General features: G+C 73.2%; 12 protein-coding genes and 1 pseudogene. 7 read left to right on the top strand and 6 right to left on the bottom strand.

The genetic code is table 11. The features are described 5' to 3' along the window. Positions 1 to 56: 56 nt before the first annotated feature. Entirely contained in the window at positions 57 to 524 is a 468-nt protein-coding gene (locus tag ABZ806_RS14060) for a GbsR/MarR family transcriptional regulator (protein WP_500217533.1), read from the bottom strand. 134 nt (positions 525 to 658) lie between these two features. Between ABZ806_RS14060 and ABZ806_RS14055 the strand changes: the two genes are divergently transcribed. From ABZ806_RS14055 to ABZ806_RS14045, 3 genes are read left to right on the top strand one after another with little or no spacing between them, the layout of a single operon-like run. Further along, positions 659 to 2,221, top strand: coding sequence for a GMC family oxidoreductase (locus tag ABZ806_RS14055; RefSeq protein WP_500217530.1), 1,563 nt, complete (start codon positions 659 to 661; stop codon positions 2,219 to 2,221). A gap of 10 nt (positions 2,222 to 2,231) precedes the next feature. Beyond that, positions 2,232 to 3,653: an aldehyde dehydrogenase family protein gene (locus ABZ806_RS14050; protein ID WP_500217528.1), complete on the top strand. Its 1,422-nt coding sequence runs from the start codon at positions 2,232 to 2,234 to the stop codon at positions 3,651 to 3,653. Then, the gene (locus ABZ806_RS14045; protein ID WP_500217525.1) at positions 3,650 to 4,783 is read left to right on the top strand and encodes a M20 family metallopeptidase; all 1,134 of its coding nucleotides are present in this window, start codon (positions 3,650 to 3,652) and stop codon (positions 4,781 to 4,783) included. Before ABZ806_RS14050 ends, ABZ806_RS14045 begins: the two co-directional genes overlap by 4 nt. On the opposite strand, the gene ABZ806_RS14040 is transcribed toward ABZ806_RS14045, so the two are convergent. Then, a complete protein-coding gene (locus ABZ806_RS14040; RefSeq protein ID WP_500217524.1) occupies positions 4,770 to 6,029 on the bottom strand; it encodes a hypothetical protein in 1,260 nt (419 codons plus the stop codon). The two genes, ABZ806_RS14045 and ABZ806_RS14040, sit on opposite strands and share 14 nt — an antisense overlap. A 156-nt stretch (positions 6,030 to 6,185) precedes the next feature. Here ABZ806_RS14040 and ABZ806_RS14035 point away from each other — a divergent pair, with 156 nt between their 5' ends. The 4 genes and pseudogenes from ABZ806_RS14035 to ABZ806_RS14020 form a co-directional block, all read left to right on the top strand. Next, positions 6,186 to 7,271 carry an NAD(P)H-dependent amine dehydrogenase family protein gene (locus tag ABZ806_RS14035; RefSeq protein WP_500217522.1) on the top strand — a complete coding sequence of 362 codons (1,086 nt, stop codon included), beginning with the start codon at positions 6,186 to 6,188 and terminating at the stop codon, positions 7,269 to 7,271. Positions 7,272 to 7,300: 29 nt separating this feature from the next. Next, a complete protein-coding gene (locus tag ABZ806_RS14030; protein ID WP_500217521.1) occupies positions 7,301 to 8,038 on the top strand; it encodes a glucose 1-dehydrogenase in 738 nt (245 codons plus the stop codon). A 242-nt stretch (positions 8,039 to 8,280) separates the two neighbouring features. Then, entirely contained in the window at positions 8,281 to 8,751 is a 471-nt protein-coding gene (locus tag ABZ806_RS14025; protein WP_500217519.1) for an STAS domain-containing protein, read from the top strand. Between the two features lie 674 nt (positions 8,752 to 9,425). Next, positions 9,426 to 9,515, top strand: a pseudogene (locus ABZ806_RS14020) (sigma factor); the annotation flags it as partial. A gap of 258 nt (positions 9,516 to 9,773) precedes the next feature. On the opposite strand, the gene ABZ806_RS14015 reads toward ABZ806_RS14020, so the two are convergent. From ABZ806_RS14015 to ABZ806_RS14000, 4 genes are all read right to left on the bottom strand, one after another. Next, positions 9,774 to 11,327, bottom strand: a complete 1,554-nt coding sequence (locus ABZ806_RS14015) for a pectate lyase family protein (protein ID WP_500217517.1) — start codon at positions 11,325 to 11,327, stop codon at positions 9,774 to 9,776. Between the two features lie 29 nt (positions 11,328 to 11,356). Beyond that, positions 11,357 to 12,943 carry a right-handed parallel beta-helix repeat-containing protein gene (locus tag ABZ806_RS14010; RefSeq protein WP_500217515.1) on the bottom strand — a complete coding sequence of 529 codons (1,587 nt, stop codon included), beginning with the start codon at positions 12,941 to 12,943 and terminating at the stop codon, positions 11,357 to 11,359. A gap of 332 nt (positions 12,944 to 13,275) precedes the next feature. Beyond that, complete coding sequence (locus tag ABZ806_RS14005) at positions 13,276 to 14,334, bottom strand: dienelactone hydrolase family protein (protein ID WP_500217514.1); 1,059 nt, start codon at positions 14,332 to 14,334, stop codon at positions 13,276 to 13,278. Then, positions 14,334 to 15,617, bottom strand: coding sequence for a Gfo/Idh/MocA family protein (locus ABZ806_RS14000; protein WP_500217512.1), 1,284 nt, complete (start codon positions 15,615 to 15,617; stop codon positions 14,334 to 14,336). Before ABZ806_RS14000 ends, ABZ806_RS14005 begins: the two co-directional genes overlap by 1 nt. Between the last annotated feature and the right edge of the window lie 135 nt (positions 15,618 to 15,752).

The raw sequence follows: 15,752 nt of genomic DNA, 5'->3' as shown, positions 1-15,752 counted from the left end.
GCGCCACCCGCGGCAGGCGGCCCGCGGCAGGCGGCCCGCGGCGAAGAAGCGCGGGGCTAACGGGACGCCTTGTACTGGTCGAGGAGGGCTTCGAGGCTGCGCACCATGAAGGTGTAGTACTCGTGCATCTCCCGCAGGCGCTCGCGCTGGCGTCCGGGCAGGCCCGCGGCCCGCGCGTGCGCGCGCTCGGCGAGGGCCAGCAGGCCGGTCGTCGCGTCCAGTTGATGCTGGAGGCAGCCTGCCCACGCGTCGTCGCGCCACTCGTAGACGTACTGGCGGGAGCCCGGCGGCTTGAACCGCCCGACGGTCCCGCTCTCCACCAGCAGGCGCGTCATCTCCGACATCGAGCCCTTGCTGGCCTCCAGCGCGCCCCGCAGGTCCGCCATGGTCATGGGCGCCTCGCTGAGCATCAGGACGGCGGCGGCGCGTCCCGCCATCGGGGGCCAGCCCATCGCGCGGCCGATGTGCAGTCCGAAGTCGTCGATCAGCGCGCTCTGGTCGCCGTCGCGGGCGGGGGTGGGCACGACGGGCGGCTCCAATCCAGAAAAAAATGAACGTTCACTCTTGACTGAACTTTCCTTGAGAAGGCAGTCTACCGGCCAGCAGCGGTTCGGACATCCCCGGATCCGCGCTCCTGAGCGCATGCAGGAGGTTGGCCGTGGCAGCAACGGGCTGGGACGTCATCGTCGTGGGAGCCGGGTCCGCGGGGGCGGTCCTCGCCGCCCGCTCGGCCGAGCGGGGCAAGCGCGTCCTGCTGCTGGAGGCGGGGCCCGACTACCGGTCGGCGCAGATGCACGAGGCGTGGCGCTCGCCGAACCCCGCCCGCGCGCTGCTGGACCCCGCCGCCGTCGCGGGCCTGGTCTGGGAGGGCGTCACCTCGTCCCGGACCGACGAGCAGCCGCCGGCCCCGTACTGGCGCGGCCGGGGCGCGGGCGGCAGCTCGTCGGTCAACGGGCAGATCGCGATCCGCCCGCCGATGGAGGACTTCGCCGACTGGGCCGCCGCCGGATGCGCCGGCTGGTCGCCCGGCGACGTCCTGCCCTACTTCGCCCGGCTGGAGGACGACGAGGAGTTCGGCGCCGAGCCCCACCACGGGCGCGGCGGGCCGACCCCGATCTTCCGGATGCCGCGCGGGCGCTGGGGCGGGGCGGACGGGGCGCTCGCCGCCGCGGCGCTGGCCGCCGGGCACGCGTGGGCGTCGGACGTCAACGCGCCCGGCGCGGCCGGCGTCTCGCCGTACCCGATCAACTCGCGGGACGGGCGCCGGGTCACCGTCAACGACGGCTACCTCGAACCGGCCCGGTCGCTGCCCGGCCTCACCGTCCGCGGCGGCGCGCTGGTCGACCGGGTCGTCTTCGAGGGCGGCCGGGCCGCCGGCGTCCGCGTCATCGAGGACGGGACGGCCCTGACCGAGTACGGCGACGAGATCGTGCTCAGCGCCGGGGTCGTCCACTCGCCGGCGATCCTGCTGCGGTCGGGGATCGGCCCGGCCGCCGACCTGCGCCGCCTCGGCATCGGGGTGCGGGCCGACCTGCCGGTCGGCCGCGGCATGCAGGACCACCCGATGATCGTCGTCGGGCTGCCGCTGACCGCGGAGGCCGCGATCAAGACGGCCGACGACCGGCACACCAACGTCTGCGTGCGCTACGGCAGCGGGACCCCGGGGCTGGCCCACGACATGATGTTCGTCTCGCTGAACATGAACGTCCTCTCCATGGAGAACGCGGACACGCGGGCCCCCGCGGGCGGGTTCGGCGTGTGGCTGAACCAGAACTTCTCGCGCGGCGTGCTGACGCTGACGTCCGCCGACCCCGGGGCGCAGCCGGAGGTCCGGGAGCGGATGCTGTCGGACGAGCGCGATCTGGCGCGGCTGCGCGACGGCGTCCGCGCCCTGGTGGAGCTGGCGCGCGGCCCCGAGACCGCCGAGATCGTCGACGGGTCGGTCGAGGCCGTCAACGAACCCCTGTTCGCGGTGCTGGACGACGACGCGGGACTCGACACATACCTGCTGGCCACCGCGATGGACGCGCAGCACGGCACCAGCACCTGCCGGATGGGGGCGCCCGGCGACGATTCCGCGGTGGTGGACCCGTCCTGCCGCGTGCGCGGCTTCGAGGGCCTGCGGGTGGTGGACGCGTCGGTCTTCCCGTCCGTCCCGCGGGCCAACACCAACCTGGCAACGATCATGGTCGGCGAGGTCATGGCCGACCGGCTGAGCTGAAGGAGCACGCGTGCGGACTCTGCAGAACCTGATCGGCGGACGCTGGACCGACGCCCGCGGCGACGCCTTCCACGCGGTGGTCGACCCGGCGACCGAGGAGGTCGCCGCGCGCTGCCCCAGCGGCTCGCCCGAGGACGCCCGCGCGGCGGTGGACGCGGCCGTCGCGGCGCAGCCCGCCTGGGCGGCGCTGCCCGTCGCCGAGCGCGTGGCGCTGCTGGCCCGGTGGGCGGACGCGGTCGCCGCGCACGCCGCCGAACTCGCGGAGATCGAGTGCCGCGAGATGGGCAGGCCCGTCCCGCTGGGCACGCAGTTCATCGGCGGCGCGGCGCTCGGGTTGAAGGCCGCCGCCGAGGCCCTGGACTACCCGTTCGAGGAGGCGATCGCCGGGCCGGACGGGAGCACCACCACGATCCTGCGCACCCCGGTCGGCGCCGCGGCGGTCATCGTGCCGTGGAACTTCCCGGTGCCGATGACGCTCCAGGCGATCGGCCCGCTGCTCGCCGCGGGGAACACGGTCGTGCTCAAGCCGTCCGAGCGGTCCCCGATGTCGGCGGTGCGGCTGCTGGAGCTGGCGGACCTGCCGCCCGGCGCGGTGAACCTCGTCCACGGCGACTCCCGTTCGGGCGCGCCGCTGGTCGCGGACGAGCGCATCGGGCTCGTCCACTTCACCGGCTCCGTCGAGGCGGGCCGCCGGGTCGGCGCGGCGGCCGGCGGCCGGCTGAGCCGCTCGATCCTCGAACTCGGCGGCAAGGACCCGGTGGTCGTCGACGCGGGCGTGGACCCGGCCGCGACCGCCGCCGCGGTCGCGTTCGGCGCGTTCGCCAACTCGGGCCAGATCTGCACGTCCATGGAGCGCGTCTACGTGCACCGGGACATCGCGGAGGAGTTCATCGACGCCCTCGTGGACGCCGCCGGAACCTTCACCCTCGGGGACGGCCGCGCCGAGGCGACGGTACTGGGCCCGCTCGTCGACCAGCGCCAGCGCGACATCGTCGAACGGCACGTCGCCGACGCCGTCGAGCGCGGCGCGACCGTCCGCACCGGCGGGAAGGCGCCCGGGGGCAAGGGGTTCTTCTATCCCGCCACCGTGCTCACCGGCGTCGACGACTCCATGCTCGTCATGACCGAGGAGACCTTCGGGCCGCTCGCCCCGGTCGCGGTCGTGCCGTCCTTCGAGGAGGGCCTGGCCAGGGCGGCCGGGACCCGGTTCGGCCTAGCCGCCACCGTCTACACCGGCGACCCCGCGCACATGGCCGCCGCCCGCGCCATCCCCGCCGGGGTCGTGTGGGTGAACCGGTGGCAGGGCGGCGGCCCCGAGCGGATCTACGAACCGGCCGGCGACAGCGGCATGGGCGCCACCGGGTCCCGGGCCGCCTACGACGCGGCCACCCGTCCGGTCTCGGTGCACACCGCCCCGGCGCCGGGCGCATGACGGCCGCCGCGAAGCAGCACGCCGCGGACGCCGTCGCCGCCCTGAGCGACCGCCTGGTCGAGCTGTCCCACCGCATCCACGCCTATCCCGAACCGGCCTTCGAGGAGACGCGGGCGAGCGCGTGGGTCGCCGAGGCCCTGGCCGCCGCCGGGTTCGACGTCGAGCACGGCTGCTGCGAGCTGCCGACCGCCGTCCGCGCGACCATCGGGACGGGCCCGCTGCACGTCGGGATCTGCGCCGAGTACGACGCCCTGCCCGGCATCGGCCACGCCTGCGGCCACAACATCATCGCCGCCGCCGCGGTCGGCGCCGGAGCGGCCCTCGCCGGGCTGGCCGACGACCTCGGACTGACCGTGACCGTCCTCGGCACCCCCGCGGAGGAGGGCGGCGGAGGCAAGATCCTCATGCTGGAGCGCGGCGCGTTCGACGGGATGGACGCGGCGATGATGGTCCACCCCGCCGCCGTCGAGACGGCCGCGATGCCGGGCTCGGCCGTCGCCCAGTTCGAGGTCTCCTACCGCGGAAAGCCCGCGCACGCCGGCGCGTACCCGCAGCTCGGCGTCAACGCCGCCGACGCGATGACCGTCGCGCAGGTGGCGGTCGGCCTGCTCCGCCAGCAGACGGCCCCGGACGACCGGATCGCCGGAGTCGTCACCGGGGCGGGCACCGCGGCGAACATCATCCCCGACGCGAGCCGGGGGCAGTGGATCGTCCGGTCGCCCACGATGGAGCAGCTCGCCGAGCTGAAGGCGCGCGTGCTGCGCTGCTTCGAGGCCGGGGCGCTCGCCACCGGCTGCGACCTGACGGCCGCGCCGGTCGGCGTCGACTACGCAGACCTCCGGCCGGACGCGGCCATGCTGGCCCTGTACCGCGCCAACGCCGAGGCGCTCGGACGCGTCTTCCCGGACCTGTCCGGCGGGTCACCGGCCGGCGCGGCCACCGACATGGGCAACGTCTCCCACGTCGTCCCCACGATCCACCCCATGCTCGGGCTCGACTGCCTGCCCGCCGTGAACCACCAGCCGGAGTTCACCGCGGCCTGCGCCACCCCTGCGGCCGACAGGGCGGTGCTGGACGGCGCCACCGCGATGGCCTGGACCGCCATCGACCTGGCCGTCAGACGGGCGTGATCGGCAGGGAGCGGCGCGGCTCGAAGGTGAAGCCGGCGCCGGTGCTGAACCGGACGACGGCGACCTCGTCCGGCTCCGGGGCCGGGTCGTCGCGGCGGACGACGGTCAGCCGCCACTCGTCGTCGCCGCCGGTGACCTCGACGTCGAGACGGGCGTCGGCGGCGCGGACGATCGCCTGCAGCGGCGCCGTCCAGCCGGGGCCGCACAGGGAGATCCAGGCGTCGTCCTCGTGGGCCGGGGACGGGCGGACGGCGACCTCCGCGCCGGTGACGCGGGCGTCGACGTAGGCCGCCGGGTTGAGCAGCGGGTGGAGCGCCAGGAGGCGGGCGGCCCCCTCCGCGTCCCCGGGCAGGTCCAGGGCGCGGGCGAGCCGGCCGGCGGCGACACCGGCGATGCCGACCAGCTGCTTGCGGCGGATCCGCAGCAGTTCCCCGGCACCGGCGGCCCGCTTGCCGACGGCGAGCGCGAAGGCGTGGTCGAGCAGATGCATCTGCAGGCACACCTCGTCGGCGATCCGGACCAGCGCGGAGTGGGAGAAGGCGGCGAAGTCCAGGTCGGAGAGCAGCGGGCCGGAGTAGTCGGCGAGGCCGTCGCCGGCCGGGTCGATCGGGGCCAGGTCGAGGCCGGCGGCGCGGGACCGCTCGTTGACGGCGAGCAGCGGGATGCCGACCGCCTCCGGATGGGACTCGTCGATGATCACCGTCCAGGCGCAGTGCGGGTGCCGGCCGGCCGGCGCGCGCGGCGGCCGGTGGATCGGCCGCACCTGCGCCCTGGGGTTCGTGGCGACCGCGGTCGCGTCGAAGGTGGGGTCCTCGATGTCGTGGCACATGGACCGGACGTAGTCCTCGCCCATCGGCTCGACGTCCATGAGGGCGCCGCAGTGGTCGAGGTGGAACTCGCCGTGCCACCGGTCGTGGACGGTGTAGCGGAAGTCCATGAACTGCGGCGGAGCGCCGATGTCGAGCTGGAGGCCCTTGAAGATGGTCGGGACGTCGCCCTTGCCCGGGACCTCGGGGGCGTAGCCCAGCGCCCGCTGCATCCGCCGGGTGTAGATCGGGCTCGAGGCCGCCCACTCCTCGATCGCGATCCGCGCCATCTCCTCCCGTCCGAACGCCGAGATGCACCAGGCCATCCCGGAGCGGTCGATGAGCTGCCCGATCAGCAGCAGCTCCGGCACGACCGCCGCGAGCCGCTCCCGGGACAGGCCGGCGTAGCGGCTCGGAGGTGTCGCTGGCGAGTGGGGCATCTGCCGGTCTCCTTGGTGGGTCGCGGGATCAGCGGCGGACTGGCCGCGCCGGCCGGACGATTCCGTTGCGCGCGGCGCCATGGTAGAACGTGTTCTACATATTGTGGAACAGTGACTGGACACCTGTCCAGCGCATCGGCCGGCGAAGGAGCAGCCATGGCCATCCGCGTCCTGCACGTGGCGACCGGCAACGTCGGCCGCATCGCCCTGGCGCAGCTGATCGAGGACCCCCGGTTCGAGCTGGCCGGACTGGTCGTGTCGAGCCCGGAGAAGATCGGCCGGGACGCCGGCGAACTCGCCGGCCTGGACGTGGTCACGGGCGTGCCGGCCACCGGCGACCTGGACGGGGCGCTGGCCGCGCGGCCGGAGTGCACCGTCTACTGCGCGCTGGGGGAGACCCGGCTGTTCGACGCGCTCGGCGACGTCCAGAAGATCCTCGCCTCGGGCAGCAACGTTGTCGCGTCCTCGCCGGTGCCCCTGATCCACCCGTGGGGCGTGCTGCCGGACCGCATGATCGAGCCCGTCGAGGACGCCTGCCGCAAGGGCGGGACGAGCCTCTTCGCCACCGGCGTCGACCCCGGCTGGGTCAACGACCTGCTGCCGTTCGCGATCGCCGGCACCTGCCAGCGCGTCGAGCAGGTGCGCTGCTCGGAGATCGCCGACTACGCGAGCTACGACGGCGGCCCGGTCATCTTCGACTTCATGGGCTTCGGCCGGCCCGTCGGGGACCTGCCGAAGATGTTCAGGCCGGGGATCCTGGCGGCGTCCTGGGGCGTCAGCCTGCGGATGCTGGCCCGGGGGTTCGGCTTCGAGCTGGACGAGATCACCGAGTGGTTCGAGCAGGAGCCGGCGCCGGAGGCGTTCGACGTGGCCGCCGGGCACATCCCCGCGGGCGGGGTGGCGGCCATGCGCTTCCAGGTCAGCGGCGTGGCCGGCGGCAAGGAGGTCCTCGTGATCGACCACACGACCCGGTTGCGCGGCGACCTGCGTCCCGACTGGCCGCAGCCCGCGCAGGACGGCGGCTCCTACCGGGTGGAGATCGTCGGCGAGCCCTCCTACCGCGTCGACGTCTGCCCGTCCAGCGCGAAGGGCGACCACAACTACGCCGCGATCGCCTCCGGCGCGGGGCGCATCGTCAACGCGATCCCGGACGTCGTCGCGGCGCCGCCGGGGCTGCGGACGCCGCTCGACCTGCCCTTCACCACCGCCCGCGGCGTCTTCGCGGCGGCCCTGGCCGACTAGCAGGCCCCACGACAGGGAGGACATCGAGGATGGGACGCGTGGACGGGAAGACCGCCCTGATCAGCGGGGGCGCGCGCGGCATCGGCGCGGCCAGTGCCCGCGCGCTGGTGGCCGAGGGCGCCAAGGTGGTGCTGGGCGACCTTCTCGACGACGAGGGCGGGGCCGTCGCGGACGAGCTGGGCGACGCCGCCCGCTACATTCACCTCGACGTGACGAACCCCGGCGACTGGACGGCCGCGGTCGAGGCGACCGTCCGCGAGTTCGGCGCCCTGAACGTGCTCTTCAACAACGCGGGCATCGCCAACGGCGCCGCCATCCAGCGCTTCTCGCTGGAGAAGTGGCAGCGGATCATCGACGTCAACCTCACCGGCCCGTTCCTCGGCATCCGCGCCGCCACCGACGCGCTGATCGCGGCCGGCGGCGGCTCGATCATCAACAACTCCTCGATCGAGGGCCTGCGCGGCACCTCCTGGGCGCACGGCTACGTGGCGTCCAAGTGGGGCCTGCGCGGCCTGACCAAGTCGGTCGCCATCGAACTCGCGCCGCACGGCATCCGGGTCAACTCGCTGCACCCGGGGCTGATCCGCACGCCGATCACCGAGGGCATCCCCGACGACATGGTCCCGATCCCGCTCGGACGCCCCGGACAGCCCGAGGACGTCGCCTCCTTCGTGGTCTTCCTGGCCAGCGACGAATCGTCCTTCGCGACCGGAACCGAGTTCGTCATCGACGGCGGCACGGTCAACCAGATCCCGCACAAGGGGTGACCGCCGCCGTCCCGGCATTTCCCGGGGAATGGTTTCCCTGACGGCCCGGGAATCTGTCACAGGCCGCGCGGTCGCGCTGTCTTAACCGGGGGAAGGCGACGATCCGCCCGAGCGGACTGCGGGTCCCTGCTCGGTGCTGCGTCGCCTTCGCGGACATCACGGAAAAGGAGCACGGCCATGGCCGCTTTCGGACGAAGGATGGCGGCGGCCGTCCTCTGCTGCGACCCGACCGAGGAGACGAGATGACCGAGCGGGCTGTCGATGAGGGCATCCGGGTGCGCAGCGCGCTGCTGCGGCTCGACGGCACCTTCGAGCCGCCGCACCTGGCCGTCGACGGGGAGGTCGACCTCAGCACGGTCGGCGGCTTCACCGACGCGCTGTCCAGCGTGCTCGAGAACAGTTCCGGGGACGTGTGGGTGGACGTGGAGAGGCTGGACTTCATCGACGTCGCCGGGCTCCGGGTGCTGGCCGGTGCCGCCTGCCGGCTCGGCCTCGAGGACCGGCGGCTGGTGCTGCGCTCGGTCGCGCCGCACCTGGCCAGGCTGATGGACCTGGTGGGGTGGAGCCAGATCCCCAGCCTGCTGATGCTGCGCTCTGAGGAGACCCGCGCCCTGACCGGATGCAGCCCCGGCCGCCGCGCCCCGTCCAGGACGGCGACGACCCGCCCCGGCCCACGACCCCGATGCGCAGCGAACGCCACACCCCCAAACTGACCACCACGAACAACGGCACCCCCACCCCCGAGCCAGGCGTACCACCTGAACCCACCACGCAGACCCAAGCGCCCCACGGCGTCCCCCCAGATCCCTCAAATGCGTTGACCTGCGGCGTGTTGTTGTTATGAGCGCACCGAAAACAACAACACGCCGCAGATCAACAATGTGGCGGCCCGGTCGACGTTCGTGGACGCCGCACTAGCCGGGTTGCGCGGCGGGTTGCGCGGCGGGTTGCGCGGTGCGCTGTGTGGTGGGGTTTTGGTGTTTGTTCCCGGGGTGTTGGACGTGGACGTCAGGTTGATTTGGATCCGCGGGCCTGGGGGCTTCGGGCTGTTTGGGTCGGGGGGCCGGTCTTTGGGCCGGTGATGGCCTGGGGGGATCAGAAGGCTTGCTAGGGGGCACGGCCAGGGGTCTCCCGGGTGCGATCGCGGTGCGTTTGCGGCGACAGTGAGTGCTGTCGGCGGTGCGGGCGGAATGCGGCGGTGCATTCTTCGTGCCCTTTTCGCGGTTCGTGGCCGTCGCGGCGACATGGTCAAGCGTAAGAATCGCTCGATTGTATTGAAGGTTCGAATGAGTGCCATTGTTTAGAACGGGGCCGGGCCGGCTCTCTCGATAGGGCCGCCGAGGGGTTCCTCGGTGTGCGGCCGCGCCTGTTCGGCATCGCCTACCGGATGCTCGGCAGCCGGGCGGAGGCCGAGGACATCGTCCAGGAGACCTGGCTGCGCTGGCAGAACGCCGACCGGTCGGCCGTCGCCAACCCGGCCGCGTTCCTGGCCCTGATCACGACGCGGCTGTCCATCAACGCGGCGCAGTCCGCACGGGCCCGCCGGGAGACGTGCGCCGGTCCCGCGCTGCCCGAGCCCGCCGCCGCCGGTCCGGGCCCGGCGCCGAGGCCGTGCGGGGCGACGCGGTGGAACGCGCCCTGCTCCTGCTGCTGGAGGGGCCGCGTGATCTCCGCGGCCGACCGCCGCCCGCCCCCCGGGGGTGACCGGGGGACGGGCGGCGGGTGCGGGGGGCGGTTAGCCGGCGTAGGTCTCGAACTCGGCGACCCGGGGGGTGCCGGTCGAGCCGGTGATGTTGAAGGTGATCTTGCGGAGGGACGCGGGGGCGAAGGTGATGACGCCCGCGCCGCTGCCGGAGGCCAGCACGGCGCCGGTGTCGTGGTTCAGCACCTGCCAGGAGCCGATGGCGCCGGCGGCGCCGGACGCCTCCCGGATGTTGATCTTGGAGACGGTGGTGGCGGAGTCCCACTTGATCGAGATGGCGCCGGTCGAGCCGGCCGGGGACCAGTAGGTGCCCATGTCGCCGTCCCGCACGTTGCCGTAGCTCGTCCCGCTCGCCTTGCTGGAGCCGTCGGAGCCCGCCCCGATGCTGAGGTTGGTCCCGCCGGGTTGCGTCGGGGTCGGCGTAGGGTCGGTGGGCGTCGGCGTGGGGTCGGTCGGGGTCGGCGTGGGCGTGGGGGACTGCGCGGAGCAGTTGCCGTCCGACACCCGCAGGCCCTTGCCCGCGCCCGCCGTCTGGCCCACGATGTCCGGCACGCAGGCGGCGTTGTCGAGGCTGTAGGAGTAGGGGATGCTCACCGAGGTGTTGGACTGCGGGTCCGGACCGGCGGGATGGTTGTCCTCACCGGGCTCGGTCCAGGTGACGTTGTCGTAGACGTTGCCGCTGACCTGCCAGTACCCGAGTTCGTCGGTGTAGAAGGTGCCGAGGACGTCCTTGGAGTCCTCGAAGTAGTTGTTCTCCACCTTCACGTGCGCCCCGACCCGCGAGTTGATGCCGGACTTGACGAGGCCCAGGAAGTGGTTGTCGTAGGTGTGGACGGTCCCGGCGCGCAGCAGGGGCGTCCGGGAGTCGATGTTCTGGTACAGGTTGTGGTGGAAGGTGACGAAGCCGTTCCCGGTGTCGCCGTCGCTGGACCCGATGAGCCCGCCGCGCCCGGAGTTGCGCAGGATGCTGTAGGACAGCGTCACGTACCGGGTGCCGTCCTTCATGTCGAAGAGCCCGTCGAACCCCTCGTCCTCGCCGCCCGAGGCTTCGAGGGTGGCGTGGTCGACCCAGACGTTGTGGACGTCGCTCTCCATCCCGATGGCGTCGCCGCCGTTGGACGTGGGCGAGCCCGACTTCTTGACGTTCCGGACCGTCACGTTCCGGACGATGATGTTGCTCGATTCGCGGATGTGGATGCCGAGCTGGTCGAACACCGCGCCGCCGCCGACCCCGATGATCGTGACGTTGCTGATCTGCTTGAGCTCGATCCTGTCGTCGGCGGTGTTGCAGCTGTCGCCCGACACCTTGCTCGTGTTGCCGTGGTCGATCGTGCCCTCGACCTCGATCGTGATCGGGGTGCTGCTGCTGGCCCGGTTGCACAGGGCCGCGTGGATCGCGGTGCCCGTGGTGGCGCGCACGGTCTGGCCGCCGGCGCCGCCGGTTGTCCCGCCGTTCTGGGTCGCGTAGCCGGTGGCGCCGCCGGCCGCCGCCGACACCTCGGGCGTCGACAGGATCACGCCGGTGGCGGCGGCGAGGGCCGCCGCGCCCGCCGCCGCGGAGAGCCGCAGTGCGATGTGCCGTCTCATCCTTGCCTCTTCTCTCGGTCGCGCGGGTGTCACGGGGTCGCGGCGTTGCCGCCGAAGGTCACGACGAGGTGGCCGTCCGAGCCGAAGTACCAGCCGAGGGCACCGGCGTAGGACGGGCAGCGGGAGCCGTTCGAGCCGGTCCAGAACTGGTTGGAGCCGTCGGCGTTGCCGACCGTCTTGTCGTTGGACCCGTCGCCGTCGAAGCGGCAGGAGGTGTTGCCGCGGAACGTCGAGCCGCCTTCGTCGAAGGAGAAGTTGCGTTCGGCGTTGTCGATGCTGACGTTGTCCGAGATCGTCATCGAGCCGGGGTTGCTGTTGTAGGTGAACCCGTGGTGGCCGTTGCCCACCGCGAAGGAGCGGCGGACGACGTGGTTGACCGCGATGTCCTCGCCGCCGAGCTTGTAGCCGTTGCGGTCGCCGCTCCCGGCCTGGCCGCCGTTGCTCAGCGTGCCGTTGCCGTAGGACAGCGAGTCCTCGATGGTCACCGGGCCGATGGGGCCTGTCTCGTCCTTGGTGTACAGGTCCCAGCCGTCGTCGATGTTGTTGTGGGACACGTCGTAGCGGAAGACGTTCCCGGGGCCGGAGGTCAGCTTGGCGGCGAACCCGTCGGCGTCCTCACCGTCGGAGTCGGCGTTGTCGTGGGACTCCGCGCTCAGGATGAGGTTGTTGGACGGCCACTGGCTCTCGGGGGTGTCGGAGGTCATCCGGGAGAGCTGCAGCCCCGTGTCGCGGTTGAAGCGCGTCACCGTCCGCTCGATGACGTTGCCGCTGCCGCTCACGAAGATGCCGTTGTCGCCGGCGTACTCGACGACGATGCCGTACACGTGCCAGTACGACCCGTTCACGGCGAGGCCGCGGTTGGCGGAGTTCTCGCTCATGGCCGAGAAGTTCAGTACCGGGGTCTCGCCCGGGTAGGCGGACAGTTGCGTGCGGGCGCCGGAGCTGCCGCTGCTGCCCTGCGGGATGGTGACCGTCTGCGCGTAGCGGTACGTCCCGCCGCGCATGTAGATCGTCCCGCCGGGGGTGACGCGGTCGATCGCCGATGCGAGCGTAGTCGGGTCCGACTCGGTTCCGGACGCGCCGTCGCCGCCGTTCGGCGCCACGTACAGCGTGTCGCCATCGGCGGGAGGCGGCGTGTCGTCGCCGTCCGTCGCGACGTCGATGTAGTCGATGTTCGGCAGGCCGTTGCCGGTGGTGGCCGTGAGCCGGACGGTGTTGCCGCCCGCGTTGACCGGCACCGACATCGTCGCCGTCGTCCAGGAGTCCCACGAGCCGGTGCCCGCGAACTGCGCCGCCGACACCGCCGTGCCGTTCACGGTGACGTTCGCGGGCCGGGCGGTGCCGGTCCCGTTGGCGAAGCGGACGCTTAACGTCGCCGTGCCCGCGGCCGGGGCGGTCACGGTGAACTGCGCGTAGGCACCGGTCTCGTTCTCGGTGTTGCAGAATCCGCCGCCGGAGTAGCCGGCGTGGTCGGAGTCGATGGTCCCGGAGCACACCGCGGGGGACACTCCGGCCTCGTACCGGACGGTCGCGGCCTGCGCCGCGGTGCCGGACAGCGCGACGAGCGCGCCGGCCACCAGGCCGCCGCAGGCGGCGATGACGGGTTTCCTGTGCATTGCTGTCTCCAAGCTCGGTCGGCTTGGCCGACCAGATTTCGGGGAAAAGGGGCGGCGGCGGGGAGAGGGCGGCGCGGTGATGGTCGGATCATCCGCGCGTGCCGCCGCATCGGAGCGTTGCGGGGAACTGCCGGAAACGGGGGCGGCCGGGCTCGCCGGCGGGGGAGCGGGCGCATGGGAGCGTGCCCTTCTGTGGCGATTGCGGCTGCGCCGTTGCGGCCGTCTCGATGGCGGGGCAGCGAGCCGGACGTTCCGTTGTCCGGTGCTTATGAAAGCGCTTTCTCGAACGGTATGCTTTTATCGCGTACGCGTCAACGGAGTTGCCGTTGTTTTCATGGGATCCGACGGTCGCCGATTGGTACGTCCGTATCGGTGAGCCAGTCGAACGCCGCATCCTGCATGGCGCGGTCGAATTGGTGGGAGGTATCGAAGAAAACGCCGGTGTATTGGCCGGGCGCATTCCGGTAGGCGGCCGTGATCTGGCGGTGGGCGCGGGCCGTGCCCGCGGCGGGGAAGAGCGGGTCGGCGGTGGCGTAGAGGACCATCAGCGGGGCCGGGGCGCGGGCGGCGACCACGCCGGGCCAGTCGGCCAGCCGGGTCAGGCCCGGCGGGAACAGCATCCAGGAGTGGGCGGCCACGTGCTCGTCGCGGAAGTCCTGGAAGGAGGAGACCATCGCGGCCACGGCGACCGCGCCGATCCCGGGGTCGAGCGTGCCCAGCAAGGCGGCGCGCGCCCCGCCGCCCGACAGCCCGATCGCGGCGACCGACGCGATGTCGGGGCGGGATCGCAGGTACGCCGCCGCCGCGAGGTCCTCGGAGGCGAGGACGCCGGCGAACGAGGTGCCCAGCAGCGTGCACGCCTTCGCCAGCACGTGCTCATGCTCGCGAGCGGCCCTCTCGTAGCGGTCCGGGTCGTCGTCCTGCGCGGTCAGCGGGAAGCGGCGGCTGCCCCAGGCGAACACGTCGTGGGCCAGCACCGCGAAGCCCCGCCGCGCCAACTCGTTCACATAGGCGCGGCCGCCGTACAGCCGGGCGCGTAGCCGGACGATAGCGGCGTCGGGCGGGGCCGGCCCGTCCGCGATCTTCTCCTTGCCCACGCGTTTCATGCCCGCGTGGCAGTGCATCGCGACGATGCCCGGCAGCGGGCCCGCGGCGCCGCGCGGGCGGAGCAGGTAGGCGCGGGTGCGGGGGCCGAACCCGACCGTCCAGGACAGCTCCTCCCCGGCCAGGTCGCCGTCCGTCCAGCGGCGCTCGACCCGGACGCCCGCGGCGCTCAGGCCGAGGACGCCCAGCGCGTCGCGCAGCCGCTCGGGCAGGTCCGGGCCCGGCGGGGGGAACAGGCCGCGGTCGCGCGCCGCGATCTCCGCCAGGCCCGAGAACTCGCCGAGCATCAGTCCGCCGCCCGGGTGCCGCCGGCCGTGAGGGCGACGGGGGCGCCGGTCGCCGCCGACCGGTTCGCCGACACGCCGATCATCACGCTCGCGACCCCCGCGCGGTACCCGGCCTGGCGGGCGAGCGGGTCCTCCGAAGGCCCCCGGAACACGTCGTCGAGCAGCAGCGCGTCGCCGCCGCCGTGCGCGCCCCCGCCCCGCTCGATCGCGATCTCCTCCGGCCGCTGCCAGTGCCGGTGCAGGACGAGCCGCTCGGACGCGCCCTCGGCGTGCTCCTTCCCGGCTGCGGTCGGGTCGATCGCCGCGTGCGGCGGCGTCCACGCCCGCTCGACGACGTCCAGTTCCAGCCGCCCGGCGGTGCCGTTGACCACGGCCCGGTACCCCTCGGCGGGCGCGTGGGCGTTGAGGGAGTAGGTGAGCAGCGCACCGCGCTCGTACCGGACGAGGACCGACATGTTGTCGTCGATGGTGACGCCCTCGCCGAACACGTCCTGGTCGCGGATGTAGCCGTCCTCGTGCTCGGCGTCCAGGTAGAGGCGCTTCAGCCGGGGATCGGCGGACATGTCCAGCAGGAACGGGTCCGTGCCGAGCCCCGGCGCGCGGTGCGCCCGGCCGGGGCGGTCGGCCAGGCCCCGCGCGCGGGCGTTGCCGGCGCCGTAGAAGCGCAGCGACGTCTGGGCGTAGACGGACGCGGCGGCATCGGCGATCCACCAATTGACCAGGTCGAAGTGGTGGGTGGCCTTGTGCACGAGCAGGCCGCCGGAGTTCGCCCGGTCCCGGTGCCAGCGGCGGAAGTAGTCGGCGCCGTGGATGGTGTCGAGCGACCACCCGAAGTGCACCGAGGTGACGTCGCCGATCGAACCCGCGGCGATCAGCCGGCGGACGGCGGCGTTGCGCGGCGAGTAGCGGTAGTTGAAGGTGACGATGAGCCTGCCGGTGCTCCGCTCGGCGGCGGCGGCGATGGCCGCGCAGTCCGCGGCGGTGGTGCACAGCGGCTTCTCCACGACGACGTCCTTGCCGGCGTCGAGGGCGGCGACCACGTAGCGGGCGTGGGCGGCGTCGACGGTGGCGACCACGACCGCGTCGGCGCGGTCGAGCATCGCGCCGAAGTCGCCGGGCGCGAAGCACGGCACGTCGCGGCCGATCCGGTCGAGGTAGTACCGCAGGCGCGTCCGGTTGGGGTCGCAGAGGGCGGTGATCTCGCCGGTGTCGCTCCAGTCGCCGAGCAGCGCGTCGACGTACATCTGCGCCCGGTGGCCGAGCCCGACGAAGGCGTATCGCATGGTGCGGAACTCCAGGGAGCGGGGGTGGCGCCGTGGGGCGCGGGCGGGGAACGGGGCGCCCCGCGCCGGATTGGGGGGGGGGCGGGGGGGGGGCGCGGGCGGTACGCCGCCGGCGGGAGAGGCTTGTGCGGGCGG

Origin of the sequence: Spirillospora sp. NPDC047418, from assembly GCF_040643275.1 — a bacterium.
Taxonomy (GTDB): domain Bacteria; phylum Actinomycetota; class Actinomycetes; order Streptosporangiales; family Streptosporangiaceae; genus Spirillospora.
This window is presented reverse-complemented; position numbering and strand designations above follow the sequence as displayed.

Bases quoted from the DNA above. Each gene is read 5' to 3' on its own strand.
- ABZ806_RS14010 (WP_500217515.1), bottom strand. From the start codon at position 12,943: ATGCACAGGAAACCCGTCATCGCCGCCTGCGGCGGCCTGGTGGCCGGC.
- ABZ806_RS14035 (WP_500217522.1), top strand. From the start codon at position 6,186: ATGGCCATCCGCGTCCTGCACGTGGCGACCGGCAACGTCGGCCGCATC.
- ABZ806_RS14015 (WP_500217517.1), bottom strand. From the start codon at position 11,327: ATGAGACGGCACATCGCACTGCGGCTCTCCGCGGCGGCGGGCGCGGCG.
- ABZ806_RS14040 (WP_500217524.1), bottom strand. From the start codon at position 6,029: ATGCCCCACTCGCCAGCGACACCTCCGAGCCGCTACGCCGGCCTGTCC.
- ABZ806_RS14025 (WP_500217519.1), top strand. From the start codon at position 8,281: ATGACCGAGCGGGCTGTCGATGAGGGCATCCGGGTGCGCAGCGCGCTG.
- ABZ806_RS14030 (WP_500217521.1), top strand. From the start codon at position 7,301: ATGGGACGCGTGGACGGGAAGACCGCCCTGATCAGCGGGGGCGCGCGC.
- ABZ806_RS14005 (WP_500217514.1), bottom strand. From the start codon at position 14,334: ATGCTCGGCGAGTTCTCGGGCCTGGCGGAGATCGCGGCGCGCGACCGC.
- ABZ806_RS14045 (WP_500217525.1), top strand. From the start codon at position 3,650: ATGACGGCCGCCGCGAAGCAGCACGCCGCGGACGCCGTCGCCGCCCTG.
- ABZ806_RS14000 (WP_500217512.1), bottom strand. From the start codon at position 15,617: ATGCGATACGCCTTCGTCGGGCTCGGCCACCGGGCGCAGATGTACGTC.